Source organism: Oliverpabstia intestinalis, from assembly GCF_009696065.1.
In the GTDB taxonomy this organism is placed as follows: domain Bacteria; phylum Bacillota; class Clostridia; order Lachnospirales; family Lachnospiraceae; genus Oliverpabstia; species Oliverpabstia intestinalis.
Genome location: NZ_VUMS01000022.1, coordinates 1 through 26,163, shown reverse-complemented (window position 1 = coordinate 26,163; position 26,163 = coordinate 1). Strand labels below are relative to the sequence as shown.

25 protein-coding genes and 2 riboswitches are annotated in these 26,163 nt (G+C 44.1%); of the genes, 2 read left to right on the top strand and 23 right to left on the bottom strand.

The genetic code is table 11. The annotated features are described in order from the left end of the window. Window positions 1–152: 152 nt before the first annotated feature. The 4 genes from FYJ57_RS11395 to FYJ57_RS11380 all read right to left on the bottom strand — a co-directional run bounded on the left by FYJ57_RS11395 (window position 153) and on the right by FYJ57_RS11380 (window position 3,490). On the bottom strand, window positions 153–548 hold the full coding sequence (locus FYJ57_RS11395; RefSeq protein WP_154432740.1) for a hypothetical protein: 396 nt from the start codon (window positions 546–548) through the stop codon (window positions 153–155). 258 nt (window positions 549–806) lie between these two features. Further along, complete coding sequence (dapB, locus tag FYJ57_RS11390; protein WP_022172622.1) at window positions 807–1,562, bottom strand: 4-hydroxy-tetrahydrodipicolinate reductase; 756 nt, start codon at window positions 1,560–1,562, stop codon at window positions 807–809. Window positions 1,563–1,593: 31 nt separating this feature from the next. After that, complete coding sequence (gene dapA, locus FYJ57_RS11385) at window positions 1,594–2,484, bottom strand: 4-hydroxy-tetrahydrodipicolinate synthase (RefSeq protein WP_154432739.1); 891 nt, start codon at window positions 2,482–2,484, stop codon at window positions 1,594–1,596. Window positions 2,485–2,627: 143 nt separating this feature from the next. Then, window positions 2,628–2,801: riboswitch (Lysine riboswitch) on the bottom strand. Between the two features lie 62 nt (window positions 2,802–2,863). Continuing rightward, window positions 2,864–3,490: a single-stranded DNA-binding protein gene (locus FYJ57_RS11380; protein WP_022172620.1), complete on the bottom strand. Its 627-nt coding sequence runs from the start codon at window positions 3,488–3,490 to the stop codon at window positions 2,864–2,866. 188 nt (window positions 3,491–3,678) lie between these two features. Between FYJ57_RS11380 and typA the strand changes: the two genes are divergently transcribed. Further along, the gene (gene typA / locus FYJ57_RS11375) at window positions 3,679–5,505 is read left to right on the top strand and encodes a translational GTPase TypA (protein WP_154432738.1); all 1,827 of its coding nucleotides are present in this window, start codon (window positions 3,679–3,681) and stop codon (window positions 5,503–5,505) included. Window positions 5,506–5,642: 137 nt separating this feature from the next. On the opposite strand, the gene FYJ57_RS11370 is transcribed toward typA, so the two are convergent. From FYJ57_RS11370 to FYJ57_RS11285, 19 genes are all read right to left on the bottom strand, one after another. Then, the gene (locus tag FYJ57_RS11370) at window positions 5,643–6,236 is read right to left on the bottom strand and encodes a hypothetical protein (protein ID WP_154432737.1); all 594 of its coding nucleotides are present in this window, start codon (window positions 6,234–6,236) and stop codon (window positions 5,643–5,645) included. 33 nt (window positions 6,237–6,269) lie between these two features. Continuing rightward, window positions 6,270–6,926, bottom strand: a complete 657-nt coding sequence (locus FYJ57_RS11365; protein WP_205839964.1) for a DUF4367 domain-containing protein — start codon at window positions 6,924–6,926, stop codon at window positions 6,270–6,272. Beyond that, complete coding sequence (locus FYJ57_RS11360; protein ID WP_235904568.1) at window positions 6,919–7,581, bottom strand: RNA polymerase sigma factor; 663 nt, start codon at window positions 7,579–7,581, stop codon at window positions 6,919–6,921. The genes FYJ57_RS11365 and FYJ57_RS11360 overlap by 8 nt, the downstream gene beginning before the upstream one ends. A gap of 91 nt (window positions 7,582–7,672) precedes the next feature. After that, window positions 7,673–8,062, bottom strand: coding sequence for a hypothetical protein (locus tag FYJ57_RS11355; protein ID WP_154432735.1), 390 nt, complete (start codon window positions 8,060–8,062; stop codon window positions 7,673–7,675). Between the two features lie 56 nt (window positions 8,063–8,118). Further along, window positions 8,119–9,282, bottom strand: coding sequence for an RNA-guided endonuclease InsQ/TnpB family protein (locus FYJ57_RS11350; protein WP_154432734.1), 1,164 nt, complete (start codon window positions 9,280–9,282; stop codon window positions 8,119–8,121). Then, a complete protein-coding gene (locus FYJ57_RS11345; protein WP_154432733.1) occupies window positions 9,230–9,889 on the bottom strand; it encodes an IS607 family transposase in 660 nt (219 codons plus the stop codon). Before FYJ57_RS11345 ends, FYJ57_RS11350 begins: the two co-directional genes overlap by 53 nt. Window positions 9,890–10,548: 659 nt before the next feature. After that, window positions 10,549–13,029 (bottom strand): hemoblobin-interacting domain-containing protein, encoded by a 2,481-nt coding sequence (locus FYJ57_RS11340; protein WP_154432732.1) that lies wholly within the window; start codon window positions 13,027–13,029, stop codon window positions 10,549–10,551. Window positions 13,030–13,345: 316 nt separating this feature from the next. After that, a complete protein-coding gene (locus FYJ57_RS11335; protein ID WP_154432731.1) occupies window positions 13,346–13,909 on the bottom strand; it encodes a Gx transporter family protein in 564 nt (187 codons plus the stop codon). Window positions 13,910–13,998: 89 nt separating this feature from the next. After that, on the bottom strand, window positions 13,999–14,391 hold the full coding sequence (locus FYJ57_RS11330; RefSeq protein WP_154432730.1) for a NusG domain II-containing protein: 393 nt from the start codon (window positions 14,389–14,391) through the stop codon (window positions 13,999–14,001). Between the two features lie 38 nt (window positions 14,392–14,429). Continuing rightward, entirely contained in the window at window positions 14,430–15,233 is an 804-nt protein-coding gene (locus tag FYJ57_RS11325; RefSeq protein WP_235904566.1) for a 4Fe-4S binding protein, read from the bottom strand. A 70-nt stretch (window positions 15,234–15,303) separates the two neighbouring features. Continuing rightward, window positions 15,304–15,753 (bottom strand): FMN-binding protein, encoded by a 450-nt coding sequence (locus FYJ57_RS11320; RefSeq protein WP_154432728.1) that lies wholly within the window; start codon window positions 15,751–15,753, stop codon window positions 15,304–15,306. A 27-nt stretch (window positions 15,754–15,780) separates the two neighbouring features. Then, the gene (locus FYJ57_RS11315; RefSeq protein ID WP_154432727.1) at window positions 15,781–17,634 is read right to left on the bottom strand and encodes an FMN-binding protein; all 1,854 of its coding nucleotides are present in this window, start codon (window positions 17,632–17,634) and stop codon (window positions 15,781–15,783) included. A 144-nt stretch (window positions 17,635–17,778) separates the two neighbouring features. Beyond that, window positions 17,779–18,921 (bottom strand): FAD:protein FMN transferase, encoded by a 1,143-nt coding sequence (locus tag FYJ57_RS11310; RefSeq protein ID WP_154432726.1) that lies wholly within the window; start codon window positions 18,919–18,921, stop codon window positions 17,779–17,781. 231 nt (window positions 18,922–19,152) lie between these two features. After that, window positions 19,153–19,278 (bottom strand): hypothetical protein, encoded by a 126-nt coding sequence (locus FYJ57_RS15645; protein WP_268878823.1) that lies wholly within the window; start codon window positions 19,276–19,278, stop codon window positions 19,153–19,155. A gap of 704 nt (window positions 19,279–19,982) precedes the next feature. Then, window positions 19,983–20,369 (bottom strand): hypothetical protein, encoded by a 387-nt coding sequence (locus FYJ57_RS15515; RefSeq protein ID WP_235904565.1) that lies wholly within the window; start codon window positions 20,367–20,369, stop codon window positions 19,983–19,985. A gap of 16 nt (window positions 20,370–20,385) precedes the next feature. Then, window positions 20,386–21,132 (bottom strand): hypothetical protein, encoded by a 747-nt coding sequence (locus FYJ57_RS11300; protein WP_154432725.1) that lies wholly within the window; start codon window positions 21,130–21,132, stop codon window positions 20,386–20,388. 242 nt (window positions 21,133–21,374) lie between these two features. After that, window positions 21,375–22,769 (bottom strand): C40 family peptidase, encoded by a 1,395-nt coding sequence (locus FYJ57_RS11295; RefSeq protein ID WP_154432724.1) that lies wholly within the window; start codon window positions 22,767–22,769, stop codon window positions 21,375–21,377. A gap of 355 nt (window positions 22,770–23,124) precedes the next feature. After that, entirely contained in the window at window positions 23,125–25,248 is a 2,124-nt protein-coding gene (locus tag FYJ57_RS11290; RefSeq protein WP_154432723.1) for an N-acetylmuramoyl-L-alanine amidase family protein, read from the bottom strand. Window positions 25,249–25,259: 11 nt separating this feature from the next. Further along, window positions 25,260–25,475 carry a hypothetical protein gene (locus FYJ57_RS11285; protein WP_154432722.1) on the bottom strand — a complete coding sequence of 72 codons (216 nt, stop codon included), beginning with the start codon at window positions 25,473–25,475 and terminating at the stop codon, window positions 25,260–25,262. Window positions 25,476–25,789: 314 nt separating this feature from the next. Beyond that, window positions 25,790–25,870, top strand: a riboswitch (ZMP/ZTP riboswitch). Between the two features lie 110 nt (window positions 25,871–25,980). Between FYJ57_RS11285 and FYJ57_RS11280 the strand changes: the two genes are divergently transcribed. After that, a partial coding sequence (locus tag FYJ57_RS11280) for a formate--tetrahydrofolate ligase (protein WP_154432721.1) occupies window positions 25,981–26,163 on the top strand: 183 nt, incomplete at its 3' end.

Here is a 26,163-nt window from a genome sequence, read left to right as displayed (position 1 = left end):
AATGAATAGTAACATATTATCTACCCTGACATACTATCTCAACATACATTTTCATGAACATAGGTGTAAAAAAGAGGGGAATTCCGTTTTTGCTCTCACCGGACAAACTGTGGTGAAACAACAATTGTCCATGTTTTTTCTATTTCTGCGATCTACCGTGCATTCTGTTGGTTCGCATCGCTGCTTCCGCCACCGGTCAGATCCTCCACGCCTTCTCCGATGCCATCCCCCACATCTTTGATTCCCTCACCGACATCCTCTCCGAGATCTTCGATAATATTTCCGTTCTCATCCACCGTACCTTCCCCGGAAGTGGCGCCGTTCATATTGTTGTTCGTGCCGTTGGTTCCGTCATTGTTCATATCCGTGCTGGTATCCGGTGAGGTTTCGTTGTTGTTTTTATTTTCATTGCCATCCAGCGTATTTTCATCCTGTGTGTTATTCTGGTTGTTGTTCGTATCCTCCGCAGCACTGCCACATCCTGCTGACAGTCCGAGTACAACGGTCATTGCGGTTACGATCAGATATCTCTTCCATACATGTTTCATATTCTGCATCTCCTTTTCTGCTGTGGCTGTAGCTTTCCACAGCATCCCTTTCCTTCATTTTTCAGGCATACAAAACATACACCTGTACAGTTGTAGAATGTGTCGGAAAATGCAAAAATATACGGCCGCTTTTTGAAAAAACGACCGTATCCCTGTTTTCTGTATTCTGTTTTCAATATTTAAAACAATGTAACTGTTCAGTACCTTCACAGTTAATATTACCTACTGAATAGTTACAAAACAATTTACATTTTAAACTTATCCGATCACATCGCTCATCTGATACCAGCCCGGTTCTTTTCCTTTCAGGAACTTGGCTGCCTGAATCGCACCTTTTGCAAACAGTTTCTTGGAGTAAGCTGTGTGCTGGAAAGTAATCACTTCGTCATCACCGGCAAAGATCACATCATGTTCTCCGACGATGGTTCCGCCACGGACAGCAGAGATTCCAATCTCTTTGTCATCTCTCTGTTCTCTTCTCTGACTTCTGTCGAAAGTATAATGATAAGCGTTGTCCAGTCCCTCGTTCAGGCTGTCTGCCAGAGCCAGGGCGGTTCCGCTTGGAGCGTCCACTTTCAGACGATGGTGTTTCTCCACGATCTCCATGTCAAATCCGGCCGCTGCCAATGTCTGGGCTGCTTCTTTAACCAGTTTCATCAGCAGATTGATACCCAGGGACATGTTTGCTGATTTTAATACTGCCACATGTTTGCTGGTCTCTTCCACTTTTTTAATCTGTTCATCTGTCAGACCTGTAGTACATAATACAACCGGGATCTGTCTTTTTTCACAGTATTCCAGCAGTGTGTCGGTCGCTTTCGCTGTACAGAAATCGATCACTGCATCTGCCTGCACATCGCAGGTCCAAATATCAGTAAATACCGGATATCCGTTATCTCTGCAGTCATTTAAATCAATACCTGCTACAATTTCAATTTCCGGATCTTTTTCCACTAACTGGGTGATCACCTGACCCATATGGCCGTTACAGCCATGCATAATTACTTTTACCATTTGCGTTCTCTCCTGTTTCTTCCTGCTGCCTTTATGCCAGTTTGATACCGAATTTTTTCATTTCTTCTGCCAGAACTTCCTGGTGTGCTGCTTCCATTTCGGTCAGTGGCAGACGAAGCGGCCCTACTTCTTTACCCATCAGATTCAGGGCTGCTTTTACCGGGATCGGGTTAACTTCACTGAACAGTGCGTGAACCAGCGGCAACGCTTTTAACTGCAGTTCACGGCTTTCTTTTATTTTTCCTTCCAGGAACAGAGCAACGATATCGTGCGTCTCTTTCGGTGCTACATTGGACAGTACAGAGATAACACCTTTTCCGCCCAGGGACAGGATCGGTACGATCTGGTCATCATTTCCGGAATACAGATCAATGGCTCCGTCGCAGGCATACATGATATCTGCCACATGGCTGATATCTCCGGATGCTTCTTTGATAGCGGTTACATATTCTGCATTTTTTGCAAGATAAGCAACCGTAGAAGCTGCCAGAGAACAGCCGGTACGGCTCGGTACGTTGTACAGGATCGCCGGTACTTTTGCTTCCTCTGTGATGGTTGTATAATGTTTGATCAGTCCGTTCTGTGTGCCTTTATTATAGTAAGGAGTTACCAGAAGAATACCATCTGCTCCTGCTTCTGCTGCCTCTTTGGACATCTGTGTTGCAGTTGCGGTGGAATTGGAGCCGGTACCTGCAACAACCGGAATTCGGTGGTTTACCTTGTCAATGGCAAATCTGATCGTTCTCATATGTTCTTCTTCGGTGAGTGTCGCAGATTCGCCTGTTGTTCCGCAGATCACAATGGCATCTGTGCCTCCTGCGATCTGTTCCTCCAGTAATTCTTCCAGCTTGTCATAGTTTACTTCCAGATTTTCGTTCATAGGTGTAACAAGCGCAACACCTGCTCCTTCAAAAATAGCCATATCTATCTTTACTCCTTTCTTTTGTCTGGATCAACTATTGATCCATCGGACCAATTATTGATATGTAATGTAAAACATATAAAGGTGCACCACCGTCCGGAGGTCCACCTTTTAAGAATCCGCTATGAAATCATCACATGTTTTCTTTGGATAGCACTCCATCTTTCGATGACAGTCATGCCGTTCTTCACAGACATGCCCAAGAACCAAGCTTCAGGTTTCTTCGCCCCTTCGGCACTTTTTCCTTTCCTTTGCCTTCTTCTGTTCCTGAAACATCCGACAAATTACTGATAAAAAATGCAACCTCTACCTAAATTTATAAAAAACATTTTAAATAAACATTTTATTTTTTCAATCATATCATTATTCATTTTTATTGTCAATCCGCATATTCCAGTTTGCTTACAGAAATCTCGTATGCGATCCGCTTCTGCGTCTCTTCTTCACTGATTTTTTTCACGTATTCCCGGCTCTGGATCCTGCCCCAGATCAGGACGTGACCGCCCACCTGAAAAGCAGATGCATATCTGGCATTTCTGCCCCAGCAGATACACGGAATGTAGTCCGATTTTCCATACGGCCGGTTGACGGCGATCAGAAGATCTGCGATTTCTCTGCCAAGTGGAGTTTTCCGGTACACCGGCGGTTTGCATATGTATCCGTCCAGGAAAATGGCATTGCTCTTCATATTTTCATCGTCATCTTCCACAAATTCCACCTCTCTGGCAAACACCGAGAGCACCAGCCGGTTTTTCTTTTCCTCATGGCGGTTGTAGGAGCGAAACTGCCCCATCACATGGATATACTCCCCTTCATAATCCTCGTTCACATCCACAAGACGCTCCGAGATCATGACCGGGATCCGGTCCTCGGAATCGCTGAGCCGTTTGACCAGCACATCTACCATATAAAAGCCTTCGCCGAATACCTGATGGCTGAATGTAAACCGGGATGCGATTTTTCCCATGATTTCCACCTGATTGTTTTCAATAATCTTATCTGTCATGATTGTAGTTCCCCTTCCTCTTTTTTGTATTTTGTATAATTTATTTCTATTCCGTTCCTTCCTTATTTAGAACCGGATTTTGAAAAAAAAAATTTTTTCCCTTGTAATCTGAAAAAAATGTGATAGACTTGTATCGTTGGAAATGCCCGTTTTACGGGCTCTTTATATGCATAGAAAGGAAATTGTTTATGAAAATCAAAAGAGAAGATATTCGTAACGTGGCGATCATCGCCCATGTAGACCATGGTAAAACCACTCTGGTAGACCAGTTACTGCGTCAGAGCGGTGTATTCCGTGCGAATCAGGAAGTCCAGGAACGTGTCATGGACTCCAACGATATCGAGCGGGAACGTGGTATCACGATTCTTTCCAAAAATACAGCTGTTTATTACAAAGATACCAAAATCAACATCATTGACACCCCAGGCCATGCGGACTTCGGCGGCGAGGTAGAACGTGTCCTGAAGATGGTAGACGGTGTTATCCTGGTGGTAGATGCGTTCGAGGGTGCTATGCCGCAGACCAAATTCGTTCTGAAAAAAGCACTGGAACTGGATCTGCACGTGATCGTATGTATCAATAAGATCGACCGTCCGGAAGCCCGTCCGGATGAAGTTATTGACGAAGTTCTGGAACTTCTGATGGATCTGGATGCTTCCGACGAACAGTTAGACTGTCCGTTCCTGTATGCTTCCGCAAAAGCAGGCCATGCTGTTCTGGATCTGAACGATACACCGGAAAATATGGAACCTCTGTTTGAGACCATCTTAAAATACATCCCGGCTCCGGAAGGTGATCCGGATGCAGGTACCCAGGTTCTGATCAGTACCATCGACTACAATGAATATGTAGGTCGTATCGGTGTCGGTAAAGTAGACAACGGTAAGATCGCTGTCAACCAGGAAGTGATGCTGATGAACCATCACGATCCTTCCAAGAAGAAAAAAGTAAAGATCAGTAAACTGTATGAATTTGAAGGTCTGAATAAAATAGAAGTACAGGAAGCAGGCATCGGTTCTATCGTTGCTATTTCCGGTATCCCGGAGATTCACATCGGTGATACCCTGTGTGACGTGGAAAATCCGGAACCGATCCCGTTCCAGAAGATCTCCGAGCCGACCATCGCCATGCATTTTATGGTAAATGACAGCCCGCTGGCAGGTCAGGAAGGTAAATTTGTAACTTCCCGTCACTTAAGAGAACGTCTGATGCGTGAGCTGAACACTGATGTCAGCCTGCGCGTGGAAGATACCGATTCTCCGGACTGTTTCAAGGTATCCGGTCGTGGAGAACTGCATCTGTCTGTCCTGATCGAGAATATGCGCCGTGAGGGTTATGAATTTGCAGTAAGTAAAGCGGAAGTTCTTTATAAAGAGGACGAACGCGGAAAACTGTTAGAGCCTATGGAACTGGCTTACGTGGATGTTCCGGAAGAGTTCTCCGGTACAGTCATCCAGAAAATGAGCGAACGTAAAGGTTCCCTGCAGGGTATGAGTACCGGAAGCGACGGTTCCACCCGTCTGGAATTCGAGATTCCGGCCCGTGGTCTGATCGGTTTCCGTGGAGACTTCATGACCTCCACCAAAGGTACCGGTATCCTGAACACCAGTTTTGATGACTACGCTCCGTACAAAGGAGATATCCAGTACAGAAAACAGGGTTCCCTGATCGCTTTCGAAGCCGGGGAGTCCGTTACTTACGGTCTGTTTGCTGCTCAGGAACGTGGTACACTGTTTATCGGACCTGGTGAAAAAGTTTACGCCGGTATGGTTATCGGACAGAACGGTAAAGCTGAAGATATCGAACTGAACGTATGTAAGACCAAGCATCTGACCAACACCCGTTCTTCTTCCGCCGATGATGCTCTGAAGCTGACAACACCGAAGGTTCTGAGCCTTGAAGAAGCACTGGAATTCATCGATAACGACGAACTTCTGGAAATCACTCCTACCAGCCTGCGTATCCGTAAGAAAATTCTGGATTCCAGACTGAGAAAGAGAGCAAATTTGAAGTAATTATAACGATATATACCCAAAAGAGGATGTATCTGTCAGACCGGCAGATACATCCTCTTTTTTCTTCCATTTAAGACAATGTTCAGTCCCTTCACAGTTACGAACCAAAATGCCCTGTCTCAAAACCGCCTCCCGTATTATCTGCTCACTTCTTCCAGAATCAAATCCCAACGGAGTCCTTCTTCTATCTGCTGCTGAACCTCCACCTGACACTCAGCTACGGTTGTCTCCGGATCATATTGCAGCGTGTTCAGGATCTGCATGACCTGTTTTTCATTTTCTTTCCACCATACAATCTCACCACATTGATTGATGATATGGATATCGCTCTTTTCTCCCAGAAAAACAATCTCTTCCCACAGGCCAGACTCAAAACCGTCTCTGGATTCTTCCAGGGCTTTTTCTCCTGCCAGCCGGATCTTCTTTTCTTCCAACCCTGTCCCACATTCTTCACCTGGATAATCCTTTTCGTACTTCACCAGAACTTTATTTTCTTTATCTTCACCCCGATAAAAGCTGATTCCATACACAGTATCCTGTTTTTCTGTCTGAATCTCATATGTCCATTCCTCCGGCAGCTGCAATGTAAGTGTTCCATAAGGACCTTTCAGTGAAACCTCTGTTGCCGGTACAAATGTTCCTGATTTCTTTTGAATTATCCAGATGCCCGCTCCTGCCAGGATCACCACAGCTGCCAGAAAGAATCTCCACCGATACATGCTTTTCTTCATGCTTCCTTCCCCTTCTTTCTGCTCTTTTCCTGCCTACTTTTCCACCGTTTCTATCATTGCCTGTAACTCTTCCAAGCTGATTCCGGTTTGCAGACTGATAGAATACGAATATCCGTCTTTTTTCCAGATTGCCAGTTCGTACGCATCACTTTCACCCTTGCAGGTAATCTCTGTATCCCCCACGGTGATGGTAGTTGTTTGACTGTATGTGTTGTATACGCCACTGTTATCTTCATCCTCCCCCTGTGATTTTCTGAAATACACTTCCTGATCATCCCCGGTATAGCGAATCTCAGCCAGTGTGTCATCATAGGTAAAATACAGGGTTTCTTTCACAGTAAATGGTAGCTCTCCGATCTCTCTGACGGTAAATCCCACTGCATCAGAAAGTTCCTCCGCGGAGCCGTATTCTTTCATCGGATTTGCAATCTGTGCCCCGTCATCAACCATATCCGCAGTGGTCATATCCTCTTCCTCACTGACTGTTTTGTCCGGATGTAACGTATGAATTCCATAAGCTGCTCCCACGACCAGCGCGCAACAGGCTGCAACGGAGATGTATTTTGTCCATTTTTTCATGTTTTGTACCTTTGCCTTTCTTTCTCTTTCCGAGACATGGCACAGGATCTGTTCTTTCGTTTCCGGTGTCAGGTAGATATTTTCCATGATTTCATTATATAATTTACTCAAAATCATACTCCTCTCTCAGGACTTCACGCAGTTTCTCTCTTCCCCTTCGAAGGTCAGACCGCACACTGCTCTCCTTTTTCCCCAGTATCTCTGCAATCTGCGCCGTTGGAAATCCTTCATAATAATGCAGATGAATCGCTTCCCGGTAACTTTCCGGAAGTCTCTTTACTGCATCCCACACAAAAGTCAGATCTTCCCGTTTCTGCACGATCAGCTGATTCTCCAGCTGGTCTGCCTGACGGATCTTATTGTAAGCGATCTTATTTTTACTCAGATTCGCCGCCACTCGAAAGATCCACGCCTTTTCATGATTTTCACCGGCAAATACCGGACGGTGTTCCAGATAACGGATCAGAGTTTCCTGCAGGATATCCTCTGCATCACTCATATTATGTACATACGTATAGGCAAGCCGCAGCACTGCATTCCCATAAGTATCCATGATTCTTTCTGCCAGCACCTCCATCTTCTGTTTCCCGACAATTTTTACCGTTTTCCCAAGATCCGCTTCTTTTCGAAACATGGAGAATTTCTGAAGGATCTGTATTTTCTTCTTTTCCACGAACAGATACCATTCAGTGATCCTGTTCCTGATCCCACTCTCCATCATCCACATTCCGCTACCCGGCAACGCTCTGGTCTGATAACCCATCATTATTTCCCGCTCCTGTCTCTTTTTGTTTTCGTTTTCACTTTCTATACAGTTCAGCCTGCAAAAATGTTGCAACTTTTTTCAATTTTTTCTTTTATATAACAGGAAACAATGATTCCCTTATAACAACCGCTTCTGAATCTCCCGGATTTTTTCCAGTTCTTCCCCTGTCATATCTGCAATTTCTTCCCTTTCGTAACATATTTGTTATAATACTTGCTGCTTTTCGTTGTTCACCTTGCTCTGCTCCAATAGCAATTCCTTCTTTTATTCCTTCTTTTCTTCCCTCTTTTCTTCCCACTTCTTTTAATTCCAGCATCTGTGAGTTATAATCGCGAATTGCTTTCTCCTTCGCTTCGTATTCTAATCTCTTTTTTTCATCCGCGCTCATATGTTTTAACATTTCATACGCTTCGTCTATATAAGTGTCTTCTTTTGCCATTTTCTCGAACTCCTTTCTGCTCTTCGCTCCCAAGAAACGCATCCATCGGATAATTCCGGACTAACGTATCCGTACATGTTTGCATTAACGTTTCAGTGTCAGCTTGCAAATCTTTCTCCATAAGTCTTGAGGTTTATAGATGCCTGGAAATCTCTGTCAATCCTATTCCCACACTCACATCTATAAATTCTGTCAGATAACTTCAGATCTTTTTTTATGTTTCCACAACAGCTGCAAAGCTTTGATGATGGATAAAACCGATCAGCCACTATAAGCTGGATTCCTTTATCACTGCACTTATATTCAAGCTGTTTTCTAAACCTGAAAAATCCCTGTTCCTGAACTGCTTTGGATAAATGTCTGTTTTTCATCATTCCGCTGACATTCAGATCTTCAATACATATAAATCTTGGTTTTCGATTTACGATCTCAGATATGGTCTGATTCAAATAGTTTTTACGGATGTTTGTTAATCTGTGATTTCGTTTTAATAAAAGTTTTTTCTTTTTGATTACATTATTGGTTTTACAGTAACTTTCTCCTCTCTTATTTTTCTCGTAAGAACGAGAGATACTACGCTGTAATCTGCGTTTCTGTTTTCCTAGTTTCTTTACTTTCTGACTCTTATTGATGTTCTTATATTTAACAGCATCAGAGCAGACAGCCAGATCTTTGATTCCTAAGTCTATACCAACTCCATCACCATTAAGCGTTTCCCTGCAGTCAGGAAATTCCACACATACACTGATCCACCAGTTCAATCCGTCAAAGGATATTCTCGGATTCATATATTTAGCATCTGTAGGAATGCGTCCATGTTCTGCAAGTCTTACCCAATTCATTTTTTGTTTATTTGCTTTCCTGCCGGAGGAAAAGCCTTCAAATTTAACGTGGGTATTACTGAATCGTATCTTAACGTTGTCCTGATAGAACTTCAGCATGGATCTCTTTCTGGACTTGAATCTTGGGAATTTTTGCAAACCCTTGAAAAAGTTCTTATACGCAGCACAGGCATCTTTGATTGCCTGTTTGGTCACATTATTTGAAATACTCAGTAACCATGCGTATTCATCAGAATGTCTAAGTTTTGTAAATTCTTTTCTGAGTTCTGCATCTGAAACGAATCTGCCACCTTTTTCATAATTTTCTTTTTCCCTGGCCAAAGCCCAGTTATAAGCAAATCTTGAAGCACCTGCGTACTGAAACATCTTAGTTTTCTGTACATTGTTTGGTATCAGCATTACTTTTATGGCTTTTACCATCTGTTTCCTCCTGTATCAGTTCTCTGATAAGTTTCCTGGCTTTGTTCGCTCGTTTTCCTTGTAATTTACAACTGAATACTGTGATTATTTGAACCAGATCTTCAACAAGTTCCTGCTGTTCGGATTTTTCAGTATGATCAATAATCTCAATCTCACAATTATAAAGTGAAGCGATATATTCTATCAACTCAAAGCCGAATCCCAATAGCCTGTCTTTATATAAGACAACAACCTTTTCAACCTGATTTTGAGATATTCGTCTGAGCAGATCCTGAAGTCCTTTTTTCTTATAATTAATCCCGGAACCGATATCACTTATTATCTCAAATGGTTGTCCTTTTGCCAGAAGGTATGTCTTAACATTATCAATCTGTCGTTCCAGATCATCTTTTTGTTTATGGCTGGAAACACGACAATATCCAATTGTAATGCGCTTTTTAGGCTTTACATTGATTACCTGGTTGAGTTGCTCATCAGAATAATATCTATAGCCACTTACTGTAGTATGATGCGGATGAAGTTTTCCATTGGCATCCCAATTTCGTAATGTCTGGGCAGATACGCCTATGATTTTTGAAAATTCATGTATAGAATAATATTTACTCAAAGTATCATCTCCTTTCAACAATATTCCACTCTAATATCTTATAAAACTCAACATGCACTTATATAATTTTATAATCTATATTTAACTGTTAATACTCTCTCCCATCAAAGAGAACGCATTTTACTGACGACATAACTTTGCTTCAAAATTCCTAAAGAAAATGTCCATATTCTGTTCTATATTCATTTTTGTGTATGCATCGGATATTTTCTCAGGACTCTGAGTATTAGATATGTGATTCCTATATGTTAATTAGATATTTTTATCCGTCAGAAAATACTTACGGATACTATAAATTTCTATCATTGTAACAAACTCCTTCCATCTTTGCAAGATTTTATCCATGTAGCAATCTATATCTTCTCATTTTAATATTTCAGCCAACCACCAGAAACGGATTCCGGAGGCATGGGGGAAGCAGCCTTTTGCTGGTGCTTTTAGCAAATACGAAATCCAGCATTTACGGAGACTTAGGCGCGAAGCCTTTGCTGAGCGTCTTAGTCGCAGTTAATGCTTAGTTCGGATTTGCGTTACCAGCGGTTGCTTTCCCCATGCCTCCGGAATCCGTTTCGTCCCCCTTTGAAAGAAAAAACAGGTACTGCACATAAACTCATGTGCAATACCCGTCTATTCCTCCGGTTCTTACGTCCCGTTATCTATTACTTTTTATTTCTTTTTCTTCTCTTCAGCGCAAATCCGCCAGTTCCCAGAGAGGCAACAGCCAGTCCAAGCATCTCAAGGATGTTGGTAGGGTCGCCGGTCTTGGCTGTCTTGCTGGTGCTTGTGCTTCCTGAAGAAGTTGTTGTTTTATTGCCTGTACCAGAAGTGGTTATGTTGTTCTTAGATGCTGCAGGTGTTGCCGTTGGTGTGGTGGTCGGGGTTGGTGTCGGTGTGGTTCCGTCCGCTTTCACCAGAGCTTCAATAGCTTTGTTCAGAGAAGCTGCTGCATTATCTACACTTGTCTGGTCTTTCTTAGCTTCCAGGGCACTCTTTGCATTCTTCAGTGCTACCTGCAGAACTTTCCAACTGTCTGCTGTGTAATCTGCTTCTTTCAGTGCTTCTGCACTCTGGATTGCTTTTTCCAGAGAAGCTGTGTTGATTTCCTTCGCCGGATCTTCTTTTGCAGCTTTTTTATAAACAAAGCTCAAATCTTTGTATCCGGTTGCTGTTACTACGATTTCAAAGCTGTCACCCTCTGCAAATGGTGCTGCATCTGTGATCAGCGTTCCGTCATCATTAAACAGTTTTACTGCATTACGTCCGCTTACTGCATAAGGTTTTCCATTAACAGATACGGAGGTAATATTCTTGATGTAATCTGCAAATTCTGCGTCAGTAGCGCCTGCTGCTTTTGTCAGACCAGGTTTTTCACTGTTTTCGTTATATGCTGCCGGCATTGTTTCCGCATATACTTCAAATCCAAAACTGATCGGTGCATATTTTCCACTCTTATCAGTAATAGTCAGTGTGTATGCTCCTTTTTTCACATCTTTCAGGATCAGTTTTTCGCCTTTTACGCTGGCAGTAGCACCCTCTACCGTGTACTCTGCGTCAAATTCTTCCGGAAGAGTCAGACCGGAAATAGTAGTTGCCACACTTGTTTCTCCGTCTTTCAGTTCCGCATCTGCTACAGCAACTGCGCTGGTATCAAATTTTACAGGTACATACAGACCTTTTTCGCCGCCTACCAGGATCTCATAGATACCGTTAGCTGTGTAATAAGTCACTTTATCGATATGCTGTCCCATCATTGCTTTGTAATGTTCAGATGATGTCGGGCAGTTATGTACTGCTGTGGTAAATCCGGTAGCCCATGCCAGTTCGGAAACTCTCCAGATATTTTCCAGGTGACGCATACCGTAATCGCTGCCTTCTTTTGTGCTTACAATAACACCGTAGATAGCTGTTCCTGACGGAATGGTATCGGTCAGTCCATCCAGATCCAGCTGATAATCACCGTATTTGGAATCGGTCATCAGTTCCGCTGTCACACCCTCTGTGATGGTTGTAACTGTTCCCTGTGTTGCTCCAAAGGAGAAGGTTCCATCTTCATTTACGGTCAGCTCTTTGTAGTAAGATGGTTTCTCACTCAGTGTATAGTAGGAATGACTTGCGCTCTCAAACAGGGCATCTTTTCCTGTATAATCTGTTGTGCTTTCCTGTCCTCTGTTGGTAACTGTGATACTTACTTTGGAATCATCGGTAATCTGTGTGTATTTGCTCAGATCCGTACCTGCCGGAACTTTTACCGGGAAAGTTACACCGGTGATCTCATCACCGCTTGCATCCACATGGTAAGATCCGCCTGTAAGACTGCCTGTACGGACTTTATTTTTCGTTGCAGAGGTGAATGCATCTACTTTTACACTGTTATTTACATCTGCTGCGTAAAACTGGTCATATGGAATATTCATCAGGACATATGTTCCGGTTGTAACATCCGGTGTCTCCGGTTCTGACGGTTTTATTTCCAGAGCTGCAACCGCTTCATCCAGTGCTTTCTGGGCTGCGTCAACTGCTTCCTGAGATTCTTTTACTTCCAAGGCTGCTTTTGCTGCGGTAAGCTTTTCTGTCATATTTGTCCAGGATGCTTCTGTATAATCTGCCTGATTTTTTCCTTCTGCTGCTGTGATGGAAGCCTGAAGACCATCTGTCTTTACTTCAACCGGAGTTGGATCCTGTTTTTCAGCTGCTGACTGGATAGCTGCAAGGGCTGCCTGTTTTACTGCTGTAGCAGTACGGGTTGCACCCGATACTCCATCTGCTCCAATCTTCCATCCATTAATTGTTGCTTCAGTTGCTGGCTGACCTTCCAGCAAAGCTTTTATTCCTTTGCTTTTGTTATAAGCTTTATTAAAATAGCTATCATTTCCTGAGCTATAAGCTGCATCCGGTGTCACTGTAATATTTTCAAATTTTCCATCTTTTACTGTGAGCTCAACAGAAACACCATAATCTGCCCAATCATCATCCACATCAGCAGCCGGATCTCTGTTTACCTGCGCAGTACTTGTGTACGTTCCATCCGCTGCTACCTGGTCCCCGGTCACTGCAAATGCTGTTACCGGGCAAAGTTCCACTGCCATTGCTGCGGCTACCGCCATGGCCATTGCTTTGGTCCTGACTCTTTTGTTGTTCATAAACTCCTCCTTCTTTTACCATAAAATTTTATAGTAGCTTATTATGTAACTATTCAGTAGCCAATGGGGAGGTACTGAACAGTTACCTTATTATCAAGTTAGTCACTATTTCTACTATTAGTTGATAATATTTATCATTAGTTGTTACTAACCTATAATCAAAAAAAATAGACGTTATCTCTTTTCTCAGGAATGTACCTGACAGCTGCCTCTCTCTCATGGGCTTTTATCAAGAGAGAAGTACCTGTCAGATACATTCCTTTTCGTTTATTTGTAACTGTTCAGCACCTTCCCGGTAGCTACCGAATAGTTACATTTATTTGTTCTTTCTTTCCGCTCCCGCGCCCTGACTGACTGCCGGGAGGATTTTACGGCTCACCACGCCGATCAGAATACCTGTGACCGTTCCCGCGATCATCAGCACCGGCAGGTAATAGATCAGCTTCGTATTTTCCAGCACACACATCGCAACCACGATCTGTCCGATGTTATGGGACACGCCTCCGGCAATGCTTATGCCGATCATGGAAAATCCTTTGATCCGCTTCAATAGCAGCATCACCAGAAAACTTAAAATACCTCCTGCCAGACTGTACAGGATCGACATGCCGTTTCCGAACATAAATCCCACCAGCAGCACCCGGAGGATCACCACCAGTAGCACTTCCATCGGTGCTAGAATATACAGCCCGGTGACCGTCACCAGATTGGCAACTCCTAATTTAATTCCCGGTACTCCAAGGTTGATGGGAATCAGGCTTTCCACATAACTGAAGATCATCGCCAGAGCCACCAGCATCGCACCGCTCGATACTCTCCGGCTGATGCTGGTCAGACTGCGTTCCCTGCATCCTTTTTTCTGCTGTTCCTGTTTTTTCATCTTCTCGTTTCCTTTCGGAGTATGTCGCTCGTAACTCTTCCACGACTTCACAGTTACCTTCTGAATCATTACGATTTCTCATCTTTCTTTCACTTCGCAATCGTATCCGGCACCAGCTCGTCACCTGCCGTCTTACTGTCCGTATCATTCTGACGGATCACTTCCACCACCAGTTTATGGGGCAGACATACGATGGTCTGTTTCTGACCGCTGATCCTGCCCTGCTCCTTGCAGTAGCCGTCCGGGCAGTCCGCTTCTTTCATATACGCCTGTCCGTTCTCGATGCGGATCACATTGTGAAATTCTCCTTCGGTAACTTCGATCGTCTGGTCTTTTTCCAGCGGATAGGTTCCATAGATTTCCCCGTTCACGGTAATCTGCACCTGATCCCCCTTCGTCTCTCCGGTCACATGCATCACCAGAAGCATTACCAGAGCCACCAGCACGATCCCTCCTGCCAGCAGGATATCTCTTTTTTTCATATCTGCTCCTTATCTGTCATTTTTGAAAAGCGCAGATCTTACAGTCCCAGCCGCAGGCAGATCCCAAGCAGGATCAGTGCACGCAGAATCGTAAACCAGAATTCATTTCCTTTGAGTTTCCGGATTCCACAGTGAATGTGCTTCTGCGGACAGATGTCTATGCATTTCTGACACTGGAAGCAATCCCCGCTGATTTCCCAGGAGCCATCTGTTGGAAGACCGATCTGAGACGGGCAGATCTTTGCACATGCTTTACATCCCTTTCTGCAGTTTTTTCTCGTCCTGTGAAGGGCGAAAAAAGGCAGCACCGGAAGCAGAGAAAATACTGCTCCCATAGGGCAGAAGAACCTGCAAAAGAATCTTTCCTGTACACACATGCCAGCCATCAGAAGAATCAGGACTACAAGACCGATCCCATATCCTCCCAGACGGAAATTGCCCGCATGGATCATGGAAAATACATCCCACGGGCTGGTTCCCTGTGCTTTTCCATATACTCCAGAATAACACAAAAGGACAATCAGCAACAGTACCAAATATTTCATATAACATAAAATCCCGACTGCCTTTTCCGGGATCTTCACCGGTTTCTTTTTCCGTTTTTTGCATACTTTTATATACAGAGCACGCAGTGCGTCTCCAAAAGTACCGAAAGTGCAGGCAAACCCGCAGAAGAATCTGCCGAATACCATCGTGTAGAGGCAAATCACCAGTAATACCGTCACAAAGGATGTCATGCCGACTTTCTCACCTGCCCCGATCCGGGTGAAAATGTATTTGACTCCTGCAAATGCTGCTGTATAGACAGATGGGATAAATACAAAGTACATAAGCTGGATCATAGCCCTCAGCCGGGTATATATTTTTTTTCTGTCTTTCGCTGTTAGATTATGTATATCCATAATTGCTGTCTTAATCCTCCTGGTTTGCTGCTTCTTCCAGTGCCTGTGCCACCGCTTCTTTGATACCGGTGGAACTGAAGGTTGCGCCACTGATGGTATCTACCTCTGCACTCTGTGCTTCAAGGATTGTCGGAATAATATCCTCTGCCCTAGAAAGATAAGCGCCATCCTCTTTTTCCGCCGATGTGATATTAATCTCAGAAATCATTCCATTCTCAACAATCACTTCCACATCCACCGGTCCGCCAAATCCCTGTGCTTCTCCGGTATAGGTTCCGTCTTTATAAGCACCGTCTGTGATTGTGCCTTCCTTTGCTGCATTGGCTGACTGTTCCAGCTCCGCCTGCTGCTTTCTGATCTGTTCTTTTGCCTGTTCTCTTTTGCCGAGTACCGTGTTATATCCGTTCAGGCAGACAACGGCAGCCACCACACTGATCGCTCTGGTCAAAAATTCTCCCATTGTCTGTTCTCTTTTCTTTCCTGTTTCTTACTGCCGCTTTGCATTATTTAATGCCTGCTGACATGCATCGATAATTGCCTGGGACGTACAGGTCGCTCTGGATACTGTATCGATACCATCCAGATTACCTTTTTCCATAATCTGTTTTACCACACCCGTCTTGCTTGATGTTCCGTTGACCGCTTTATTAATGTAGCTGTCGTTACCGGATCCTCCGTCTCCATACACATTATCAATTTTTATAATCTTATCATCTTGAATCGTCACCTGTGCAAACAGATTATATGCTTCAAAATCCATATCTGCATCCGGCAGACAAAGTACAGTTACCGGATATACACCATCTATGTAAGTACTTTCCGGTGGAAGATCCGGTTCCGGATCGTCATTTGTTCCATCCGAAATCTGCAATTCTGTGACTGCCTGATTTAACTGTGCTGCCGCCTCATCAAGCTGCGTCTGTTCTGTCGCATTTTTCAGTACCTTTCTGGCATCCTTCAGACGAACCTTTACTACTGCCCAGCTTGCAGAAGTATAGTCACTGCCGTTCAGTTCGTTGACCGCATCGATTGCTTTTTCTACTTCTTCGGTATTCAGCTGTACTACATTTTTATCATCATCGGTGTCTGTCTCTCCGTTGGTGACACGTTTTGCTTCTTCCAGCGCATTCTTCACCGCCTGGATCAGTCCCTTGGAACTATAAGTAGCACCGGATACGGTATCTACCTCTGTACTCTGTTTTTTCATCATCTGTGTCACCACATCCATGGCACGACCGAAGAAAGCATCGTCATCCTCTTCTCCGATGACCAGAACTGCCTTCAGTGTCTTTTCCCGGATCACGATGGCGATCGTAATATCGCCGTTATATCCTTCTGCGGTTCCGTAGTAGACGCCCTCGTTATACGGGAGTGTTCCTGTAACCGCTGTTGTACTATTTTCTGTATTTTCTTTATTTTCCGTGTTTGTTCCGTCAGAACCGGAGTTGCCTCCTTTTTCCGCAGATGCAGTCTCTGTCACTGCTGCCTGGCTCAGTGCATTCCGCACCGCCTTAATGATTCCGTGGGAACTGAAGGTTGCACCGGATACCGTATCAATACCATTAGTACTCTGTGCACCCAGGATCCGATTGATCACCCCGGAAGCCTTCTGGATATATTCACTTCCATCATTGGTCTCCACGATCTGAATATTACTGATCTTTCCACCGCTGATCACAACTTCTACTTTCAGATTTCCGGCAAATCCTGTTCCGGTTCCATAATAGCTTCCATCTTTATAAGCTGACGGTTCCTGTACGCTTCCTACTGCCTCCGGTGTTGACTGGCTCTGACTTGTGGAAGTTCCTTCCTTTGAAGAACCCGTCGTACCACTGTCTTTTTCTCCGGTCAATGCATTTTTTACCGCACTGATAATTCCTTTGGAACTATAGGTTGCACCGGATACCGTATCTACCTTTGTACTCTGCTTTTTAATAATCTGATCAATCAGACCTTTCGCCCGTCCGAAAAACGGTTCATCATCAGAAGCACTCAAAATCTCGATGGATGTGATCTGTTTGTCTTTGATCGTAACCGCTACCGTGATATTTCCCCGATATCCGGTTCCACTCCCCTGATACACACCATCTTCCAGATCAAAGGAACCCTTTGCCTGTTCCTCTTCTTCTGCCGCTTCATCCTCTTTTGTTTCTTCTTCCGTGCTGGTCTTTACCACCGGTACTTCATCCTCCTGCTCCTGTGTATCCTCCACAGACGCTTTCGTCTCGTAAACCGGCACTTTATATCCATATAAAGATCCTGCCACACATGCCGCCACAACCGCAGCGGAAACAACTGGGGCAAAGGGTTTGCATTTTTCCAGCATTTCTCTGATGTCCATCTGCTTTCTCTCCTTTGTTTTCGAGTATTTTTATGTACTGACTTTGTAACTGTTCAGCGGCTTCCCGGTGGCGAGCCAAAATGCATCTAAACGTCTTCTGTGATCGCATTTGTACTTGAATGTTTAAGGATTTTCGCATAGCTTTTATTTATTAATCACTGTTACTTCCATATCCGTAGTCAGACTGTCGGCGATTCCTTCTGTCACATACAGCTTTCCATCTGCAGTTTCCATGATCGTCTCAAATTTCTCACTGTTTTCCTTCCAGAACTGTGCCGCTTTCTCTTCTCCCATGATAAATAAAGAAGTGGAAAGTCCATCTGCCAGAGTTCCGTCATCGCTGACGATCGTTACAGAGATCAGCCCGCTGTCTGCCGGATATCCTGTTGTCGGATCAATAATATGATGGTAAGTCACACCGTCTTCCTCAAAATAACGTTCGTAACCACCGGATGTGATCACCGCCTGATTTTCAATCTCCAAAATACCGAGATAATCTTCCGTATCATCCGGACTCTGGATCGCTACTTTCCATTTGCTGCCATCTGTTTTACATCCCAGAGCCTGTACATTACCCCCGAGATTTACCAGCCCGCTTGTCACACCACAATCCTGATAGATCTGCATGATCTGAGAAGAGGTATATCCCTTTGCGATCCCACCCAGATCGATCTCCATGCCATCCCGGTCAAAAGAGATTTTTCTTGTGTCTTTGTCGTAATTCACTTTGGACGCATCGGCAAGGATCAGCTTTTCTTTCAGTGTCGCATCATCCGGCACATGATACTCCTGCGTCGGAAATCCCCATGCCTGCATCACCGGGTAAATCGCAATATCAAAGGCTCCTTCTGTCTTGTCATACAACTCCAGCGCCCGTTCCACCAGATATCCGCCATCTTCAGAAAGTGTTGCCTCTCCTTTCTGATTCAGCTGATGGATCTCACTGTTCTCATCTCCGGTGGAGAGAAGGGCATCAAGAGCTTCCACTCTCTCTGCCGCCTTGTCAACTGCTTCCTGAGCATGCTCCCCATATGCAGTCAGTGTCATATAGGTGTCCATAGCAAAGAGATCACGGGACACTTCTGCATCCTGACTCTCGTCGTCACTCGATGCTTCCGTTCCCGAACTCTCTGTTTTCTCTGTATCCTGCCCTGTGCCCTGTCCAGATACCTGGGCAAGGGTTTCCTGATTCGTTGTATTATTCACCTCTTCCTTCGTTGTCTTACCACATCCGCTGATCACAAACGCAGGGATCAGACAGACGATCAATGCCTTTTTAAAGTTCATTCGCCAACCTCTTATTAGTTCTTTCTAACTTTCGATAGTATATACTTTGTTTCGTTTCATTGTCAATTCTTGATTTTCTTATTGCACTTATTTTCTCATTATTTTATAAAATATATAAATTTTCTGCAACCAGAATAGCACACATCCACAGTTCCTGCTCACAACATGATATATCAGAAAAACCTTCGAATCGGACTTCTTTATTTTACATCCATTCGAAGGTTATCTCAATTATTCTTCTTTATTCCTTTTTAATTTTAACAGTTCCTCCGGAATCTTATACTCTTTATAATAATACTCCCGGTCATGGCCGTTGATCTCACGCAGTACCCGGCACGGATTGCCAACTTTCTCCATTTTCGGCCGATAGCATCTATCGTGTTTATTTCGTCACTTTATACAATTTTTTCACAATTTACCAGTGCAATACGCCATAATAACAGTTTATTTTTCTTTATTTTTCCATGGGACCGCTTCATATTTCCTAATTTTTAAACATATTTTTCCTATTATTCTATGCATTATTACTTTCATCTGTTATAATGATATATAGAATAAAATTGATTTTACAGTAACTATTTAACAGCCACTGTGAAGGTGCTGAACAGTTACATTTTACTTACTTTACTTACATTGGGAGGCTTGCAGACATGAATAAAAAAGCGTTGTACCTACACTGGCTATACATCCGGCTCGGTCCGATCCTTCTCCCGCACGACGGAATGCTGAAGTCTCCGCCCAGATCACACTATCGGATTCTATTTTAACCGGAGCGGTTGTAGAATATCGAAAGGCAGGGTATCGTTTTATTCGGCACATGCATAAAGATCGTTCAGTACGATGTGGTCGACTGTTCCATTATCCTTTGCAACGCCGGCAACACCTGTTCTGTCCATTGCATATGCATCGTTGTACACTTTATCTTTCTCGGTATCTGTTGCACTGTTTCTGTCGTTGGTCAGCTCCAGACCTTCAATCTCGATATACTCTGTGTCTTCGATCAGGATACTGGAAGATACGGTACCTTTCCACTTATGATTCTGGTTATCCAGTGGAGTGCCCTAATTCAACTCCCACTGTCCATGACCGTTTGTATTGATCTGTGGTCTGTTTCCCTCCCCATAAACAGATATTCTTACCGGTGCTTCTGCAGTACCACTATCCTCTTTTGCAAACTTAAGAGCCTGATCCTCAAATACAGATCCTTTTTTCAGAAGAACTGTATCTCCCGGCTCAAGGTTCAGTTCATTTACTTTGTCAAGTGTCTGGAACGCCTTGTTTTCCGCTGTTCCATCATTGCTATCTTTTCCCCCATTGGAATCAACATAATATGTTGTTCCAGTTGCGGTATTTCCCTCAGCTTTAACAGACACTGCTGGCATCATTGATGCGACTGTTGTTCCTGCAAGCAGAAGTGCTAACGTACCGCTCATCCATCTTTTCTTCATACCTTTTCTCCTTCCGTTATTGTATATTCTTCAAGGTGTATCGGTTCACATCTTTCATGCTTCCTTCCACCTGAGAACTGTTTTCACGCTGCGTGATCATATCATCGTATTTTTGTTCACGCAGTTCTCTTTCGACTGCTATTCTTGCTGTTTCCAGGTCAGCGTTTTCTTCGCTGTCTCCAAATATCCAGTCGCGACTCTGGTAGTGCTGAAGAACCTCGTCTTCCGTCAGTTGCATTCCCTCCCGGGAGATATCGTTACAGTATTTTTCCTTCAGAGTACTGAGCTCATAGTCCAGATACAGCTGAAACGTATACTCTTTCAGTCCGTAGATCACTTCGCCTTTTTTTACTTTCTCGCTCCGCTCCGCATTACCATCCTTCCAGCGTTTTTCCAGAGCCTCGTAGCAGCTGTCTTCTACATCTCCGTTTTCTTCGGCAAGATCATATACTGCATGGATGTATTTCAACTGTTCTACTGTATTCCGGGTGAGGATCTCATAGCCGTATTGTCCGTCGTATTGTTTTTCCCAGAAATCTGTTCCGTATACGGCATCATAATCTTGTTGGATCTGCATCTTGGTATCGTATTCCACGGAATTCATGCAGTTCACATACTCTTCTTTACTGATTGGATCCCCGGCTACAGTCAGATCGAATCGATTGACAGACTTGTATATGACGACTCCGCCGGCAATTCCTGCAACTGCAATCACCGCTATGACAGCTCCGATCTTCATAAGCTGTTTTTTTCGATTCTTCATTATCTACCTCCTTCCGGCAATGTAACCTGTTCCGTCTGCATACAGACTATCTCAGTCTCTTTTGTTCTAATTATAACGATTCGTTTTTTTATCGGCTCGTTCTTTTGTGTTGATTCCATCATTTATTTTGTCAAATTCGGAACTACAATAAAATGCCACGTTTAAGAGGAATAGATTATTGAACAAAAAAAGAGCCATATCTTTTTCAGATATGACTCTCATAATTGTTACTATTGTTCTGATTACAGTACACGACGAACTGCAACGATCGGTCTGTACGCAGCGTTTCCGCTGATCTTAATACCGTCTTTTGCGTTACTTGCATGTACAATCTGTCCACCGCCCATGTAGATCGCTACATGACCTGCGTAGCAGATAATATCTCCAGGCATTGCCTCAGAGTAAGAAACTGCACGACCACAGCCTGCCATTGCTCCGGAGGAATGCGGAAGGGATACACCAAACTTTGCATATACACTCATGATAAATCCAGAACAGTCAGCACCGTTTGTCAGGCTTGTACCACCCCATACATAAGGATTGCCAACAAACTGACATGCGTAATTAACAACGGACTGTCCTGTCGGGTTATATGATACGCTGCTGCCTGAGCTTCCTGATGAGCCGGAAGAAGAACTTCCGTTGTCCTTGGATGTTGCTGCACTTGAGCTACTGCCTGATGTATTGTTATTTTCTTTACTGCTTGTGGAAGAACCGGAACTTGCAACTGTATTACTGCCGGAAGTAGAGGAAGATTTCTTGCTTGCTTCTGCTGCTGCTTTCTTAGCTGCCTCATCTGCTGCTTTTTTGTTTGCTTCTTCCTGTGCTTTCTTTGCAGCTTCTTCTGCTGCTGCCTTCTTAGCTGCTTCCTCGGCCGCTTTTCTTGCTGCCTCTTCCGCTGCTTTTTTCTCTTCTTCTTCAATTTTCTGGATCTCAGCATTCTGCTGACGAATCAGTTCCGTGTACTGTGCAGCCTGGTTCTGCGCCTGTGCGATCTGTGCATCATAATCACTGGAAGTTGCTTTCTTTTCTTGCAGCTGAGTCTGCATACTCGCCTGACGATTCTGATACTCCTGGTTCATCTCTTCCAGTTCTGCTTTCTCACTGTCCAGCTGATCCCCAAGGTCTTTTACCTGCTGTACAGTCTCTTTGAACTCTTCCAGACTGTTTCTGTCACTGTCATACATCTGCTGTACATATTCTGCATGGTTCAGAAGACTGGTAAAGTCCGATGCCTGGAACAGCATCTGTGCCCATGCATCATCTCCACCCTTTTCATACAGATACTGGATTCTCTTCTTCATGGCTTCATACTGTTTCTGTTTATTTTCTTCTGCCACTGCCAGATCTGCTTTGGTCTGCTCGATCTGCGCTTCTTTATCGGATAACTCACTATCCAGAATCTCAATCTCAACCATAATATTTATCAGATCAGAATCCAGCTGATCGATCTCAGCGGAAAGTGTCTGTTTCTGGTCTTCCAGATTATTGATTTTAGACTCCTGTGCTGCAAGCTGACTCTGTGCTGCTGCCTTATCCTGTTTTAACTGATCTTTTCTGGATGCAGCACCGGCAGGTACTGCCTGTGAAATTGTCAGCATTAATCCTAATGTTAAACAAAGGATTCTTTTTTTCATATATTTCTCCTTTTATTGTTTTGCATTGTGTTATATATTCTTGTAATATTTACGAAACATTCTCTTTACGTTCCTTAACATATTAACACAAAACCATTTTTCCTGCAACCCCTCAATGCTAAACTCATCTCAAATCATAGAAACTAAAGTTAATTTACTGTTTCCCTAATTCAAAAAATGTCGTTAATAATTAGTTGTTAGCAGAGCTACATTATAAACAGAGAGAAAGATGGTTGTCGTCAGTCATCTTTTTTCTTTGTATGATAAAAAGTTTGGGAGGGTGTGCCTCGGTATGAGTCACACCCTCCCAAACTTAGAACTGTCTATTTCCCGACAGCCTTTCTTTGCATTTTTCTTATTGCGGTCCAATCAATTTTTCAAGTACCTGTGCTGCCGTCATATTACGCAGTCCATCCGGATCTCTCATACTGCTGGAGGACCAATGGAAACGGTCTACGTTATTCACATATGCTTTACTTGCGATACACAGATTATATTTGCCGGCTGCATCTGAATAATATTTCTTCATATATGCATTTGCCAGTTTTACAGCCTCACTGTTCGTGCTTCCTGCTGTATTGACCGTACCGCTGATCTGAACTACCGGTGGCGTCGCGTGAACAATCACCAGACTTCCATCCGAACACATGCCAAGAACAACCCACACATGACCGGTCATACTTACCACGTCACCAGGTGTAAATGTTCCACCGGAAACTTTTCCGTGCGATCCAAAACCTTTGTTGGTCAGATAAGCCGGAAATCCGGTAGATGTTGAACTGTATGCCGTTTCTTTCTGGTTTGATTTCGTATTATATGTATTGTAGACAGCCCAGCTGACCAGACCGGAACAGTCCAGACCATTCTGATACTCATATCGATGTTTCGTATAATTATACGAAGCTCCCTGCTGGTTATAGAACTGTTTCCACTTCGGGTTCATACCGATACGCAGTCCGTCTCCGTCTGTCCAGGCGTCATGACCGCCACCCCATACATACAGGGTGTTACCTACCGGCTGAATCATTGTTTTCAAAAACTTGGTCAGAGTCCCAATCGCCTGACTTTCTGTTCTCGATGCTTTTCCATCTGCTCCGATTTCAACACCGCCGATGACTGTACTTACCGCCATGGCGCCACTGCTGTAAAAATAATACTCTGAACCGTCAATATTCTGCCAGTCCGTCAGCATGGCACCGCTACCGTTCATATAATATTTACTTCCACCAACGGTTGTCCAGCCTGTTGCCATCTTACCGGTCGTCGGATTCAGATAATACCAGGTACTTCCGATTTTCTGCCAGCCTGTCAGCATGGCACCGCTGCCGTTCATATAATACCAGTCGCTGCCCAGTTGCAGCCAGCCTACTGCCATGGCTCCACTGCCTGTGTTCAGATAATACTTGGATCCGCCGATGTTCTGGAAACCTGTCAGCATCTTTCCGTCACTCGCCAGATAATACCAGGTTGCACCCAGTTTTAACCATCCGGTCGCGATGTTTCCGCTGCCCGGTTTCAGGTAATACCAGGTTCCATTTTGCTGTGACCAGCCTTCTACCATGGCCCCATCCTGATTCATGTAATATCGGGTTCCTCCAATGGTTGTCCAGCCCGTTGCCATATCGCCATTTCCCGGATTCAGATAATACCAGGTACTTCCGATTTTTCTCCAGCCCGTTGCCATGCCACCATTTCCCGGCTCCAGATAATACCAGACATTCCCAATCTTTTTCCAGCCCTGCGCCATATCGCCATTTCCCGGATTCAGATAATACCAGGTTCCGCCGATTTTTCTCCAGCCCGTTACCATGTTACCGTTGCCCGGTTCCAGATAATACCAGTCGCTTGCGCGTTTTAGCCAGCCGGTTACCATCCAGCCGCTGCCGTCAAAATAATACCAGGAACCATTGATTACTTTCCAGCTGTTTCTCGGATAGGAACCATCGGCTTCCCGATACCACCATCGGCCGCCACCGGACACCCAGCCTGCTGCGGAATCTGTCCGACTGCTTTCTGCTCTGTTCTGGGAAGTCTTTCCTTCCACCCAGACACCATCGCTGTTCACGTAGTAGGCACCATTATCCACCCAGGTATCATGCTGCATCACACCGGAACCGTTCATGAAATAATATTTCCCATTCAGTTTCACCCATCCGGTAGCCATCGCTCCACTGGATGTAAGATAATACCATTCGCCGCCCAGTTTTTTCCAGCCAGTCGCCATCCATCCATCAGATTCAAAGTAATACCATGAACCGTTGATCAGTTTCCAGGTACTCTTCGGATAACTCCCATCTGCATTTCGATACCACCATCGGCCGCCGCTGGACACCCAGCCTGCTGCTGTCGTTGTGGTTTTCACCCGCTGGTTTGTGCTCTGATTATTCTTCGCCGCATAACCCTCTACAGGTACAAGCAAGATACTGAGGCATAGAACCAGAGCCAGATATCTCCTGATTTTCTTATTCAGTTTTACCATTTGTTTCCCCTTTACTCCTTTTTGTGATCCTCTTCCATCTGACGGATCTGCCTGGCCACTTCACAGCTGCCCCGATGGATGCACCGTCTATATCCACAGTCCACTTCGGTCAGTTCGAGTCCTTCTTCCGTCTCTGCGAACTCACAGGTCACTGTCTGTGCCTGATTATACGTCCTGCAGAATCCGGAAAATATCTCCTCCCTGATTGCCTGTTCCACAAATATCACCGGCTTTCTTCTTTATATATAATAGTGATCACGTTTGTTTTTCAAGGTATCTCACCATTACACACTTTGCGATGCACAGAATTCATACTAATCGCATAAATTCGTGAGGTATATCTCGGGTTTTCTGTGACCTTCGCTCACGAAAAACACCTCGCAAGATAGTATCAGTGAACAGTAACAATTATGTTACCGTTTAAGTATAACTTTCTTCCTCAGAAATATCAAGTGAAAATCCACAAAAAGAGATTGTTTTTTCCTCGTAGTTCTTGACTTTTTTGCTAATTTATGCTATTCTTTAAAAGAAGTCTGAAAAAGAAGATCCTGGCTACTGACGGATATGTGGAGGAACCACAGGAAACCAGGATTCATATTGGCCGACCGTCTGGGCAGCAATGTAGAACATGATTACATTTGCTGCGTTTTTTTATTTACGGAACAGATGCATTCTTCACTTTTTGTTCCGTTTCGGGGGCAGACGTCCGGTCAGAAGAAAGGAGAAATAACTATGGGATACAAAACAGACATTGAAATCGCACAGGAATGCGAAATGAAACCGATCATCGAGATCGCAGCAAAAGCAGGTATTGATGACAAATATCTGGAACAGTACGGAAAGTACAAAGCAAAGATCGACTACAATCTGCTGAAAGAATCTGACAAAAAAGATGGTAAACTGATTCTGGTTACC

What these genes read in the sequence shown, in the direction of transcription:
- FYJ57_RS11325 (WP_235904566.1), bottom strand. Translation starts at nt 15,233, where the DNA reads ATGATCCAGCTTATGTACTTTGTATTTATCCCATCTGTCTATACAGCA.
- FYJ57_RS15515 (WP_235904565.1), bottom strand. Translation starts at nt 20,369, where the DNA reads ATGAAGAAAAGATGGATGAGCGGTACGTTAGCACTTCTGCTTGCAGGA.
- FYJ57_RS11295 (WP_154432724.1), bottom strand. Translation starts at nt 22,769, where the DNA reads ATGAAAAAAAGAATCCTTTGTTTAACATTAGGATTAATGCTGACAATT.
- FYJ57_RS11380 (WP_022172620.1), bottom strand. Translation starts at nt 3,490, where the DNA reads ATGACAGATAAGATTATTGAAAACAATCAGGTGGAAATCATGGGAAAA.
- FYJ57_RS15645 (WP_268878823.1), bottom strand. Translation starts at nt 19,278, where the DNA reads ATGGAGAAAGTTGGCAATCCGTGCCGGGTACTGCGTGAGATCAACGGC.
- FYJ57_RS11355 (WP_154432735.1), bottom strand. Translation starts at nt 8,062, where the DNA reads ATGCGTTTCTTGGGAGCGAAGAGCAGAAAGGAGTTCGAGAAAATGGCA.
- FYJ57_RS11370 (WP_154432737.1), bottom strand. Translation starts at nt 6,236, where the DNA reads ATGAAGAAAAGCATGTATCGGTGGAGATTCTTTCTGGCAGCTGTGGTG.
- FYJ57_RS11310 (WP_154432726.1), bottom strand. Translation starts at nt 18,921, where the DNA reads ATGAACTTTAAAAAGGCATTGATCGTCTGTCTGATCCCTGCGTTTGTG.
- FYJ57_RS11330 (WP_154432730.1), bottom strand. Translation starts at nt 14,391, where the DNA reads ATGAAAAAAAGAGATATCCTGCTGGCAGGAGGGATCGTGCTGGTGGCT.
- FYJ57_RS11320 (WP_154432728.1), bottom strand. Translation starts at nt 15,753, where the DNA reads ATGGGAGAATTTTTGACCAGAGCGATCAGTGTGGTGGCTGCCGTTGTC.
- FYJ57_RS11360 (WP_235904568.1), bottom strand. Translation starts at nt 7,581, where the DNA reads ATGATGGGTTATCAGACCAGAGCGTTGCCGGGTAGCGGAATGTGGATG.
- FYJ57_RS11315 (WP_154432727.1), bottom strand. Translation starts at nt 17,634, where the DNA reads ATGGACATCAGAGAAATGCTGGAAAAATGCAAACCCTTTGCCCCAGTT.
- FYJ57_RS11335 (WP_154432731.1), bottom strand. Translation starts at nt 13,909, where the DNA reads ATGAAAAAACAGGAACAGCAGAAAAAAGGATGCAGGGAACGCAGTCTG.
- dapA (WP_154432739.1), bottom strand. Translation starts at nt 2,484, where the DNA reads ATGGCTATTTTTGAAGGAGCAGGTGTTGCGCTTGTTACACCTATGAAC.
- FYJ57_RS11300 (WP_154432725.1), bottom strand. Translation starts at nt 21,132, where the DNA reads ATGAAGAATCGAAAAAAACAGCTTATGAAGATCGGAGCTGTCATAGCG.
- FYJ57_RS11290 (WP_154432723.1), bottom strand. Translation starts at nt 25,248, where the DNA reads ATGGTAAAACTGAATAAGAAAATCAGGAGATATCTGGCTCTGGTTCTA.
- dapB (WP_022172622.1), bottom strand. Translation starts at nt 1,562, where the DNA reads ATGGTAAAAGTAATTATGCATGGCTGTAACGGCCATATGGGTCAGGTG.
- FYJ57_RS11395 (WP_154432740.1), bottom strand. Translation starts at nt 548, where the DNA reads ATGAAACATGTATGGAAGAGATATCTGATCGTAACCGCAATGACCGTT.
- typA (WP_154432738.1), top strand. Translation starts at nt 3,679, where the DNA reads ATGAAAATCAAAAGAGAAGATATTCGTAACGTGGCGATCATCGCCCAT.
- FYJ57_RS11350 (WP_154432734.1), bottom strand. Translation starts at nt 9,282, where the DNA reads ATGGTAAAAGCCATAAAAGTAATGCTGATACCAAACAATGTACAGAAA.
- FYJ57_RS11340 (WP_154432732.1), bottom strand. Translation starts at nt 13,029, where the DNA reads ATGAACAACAAAAGAGTCAGGACCAAAGCAATGGCCATGGCGGTAGCC.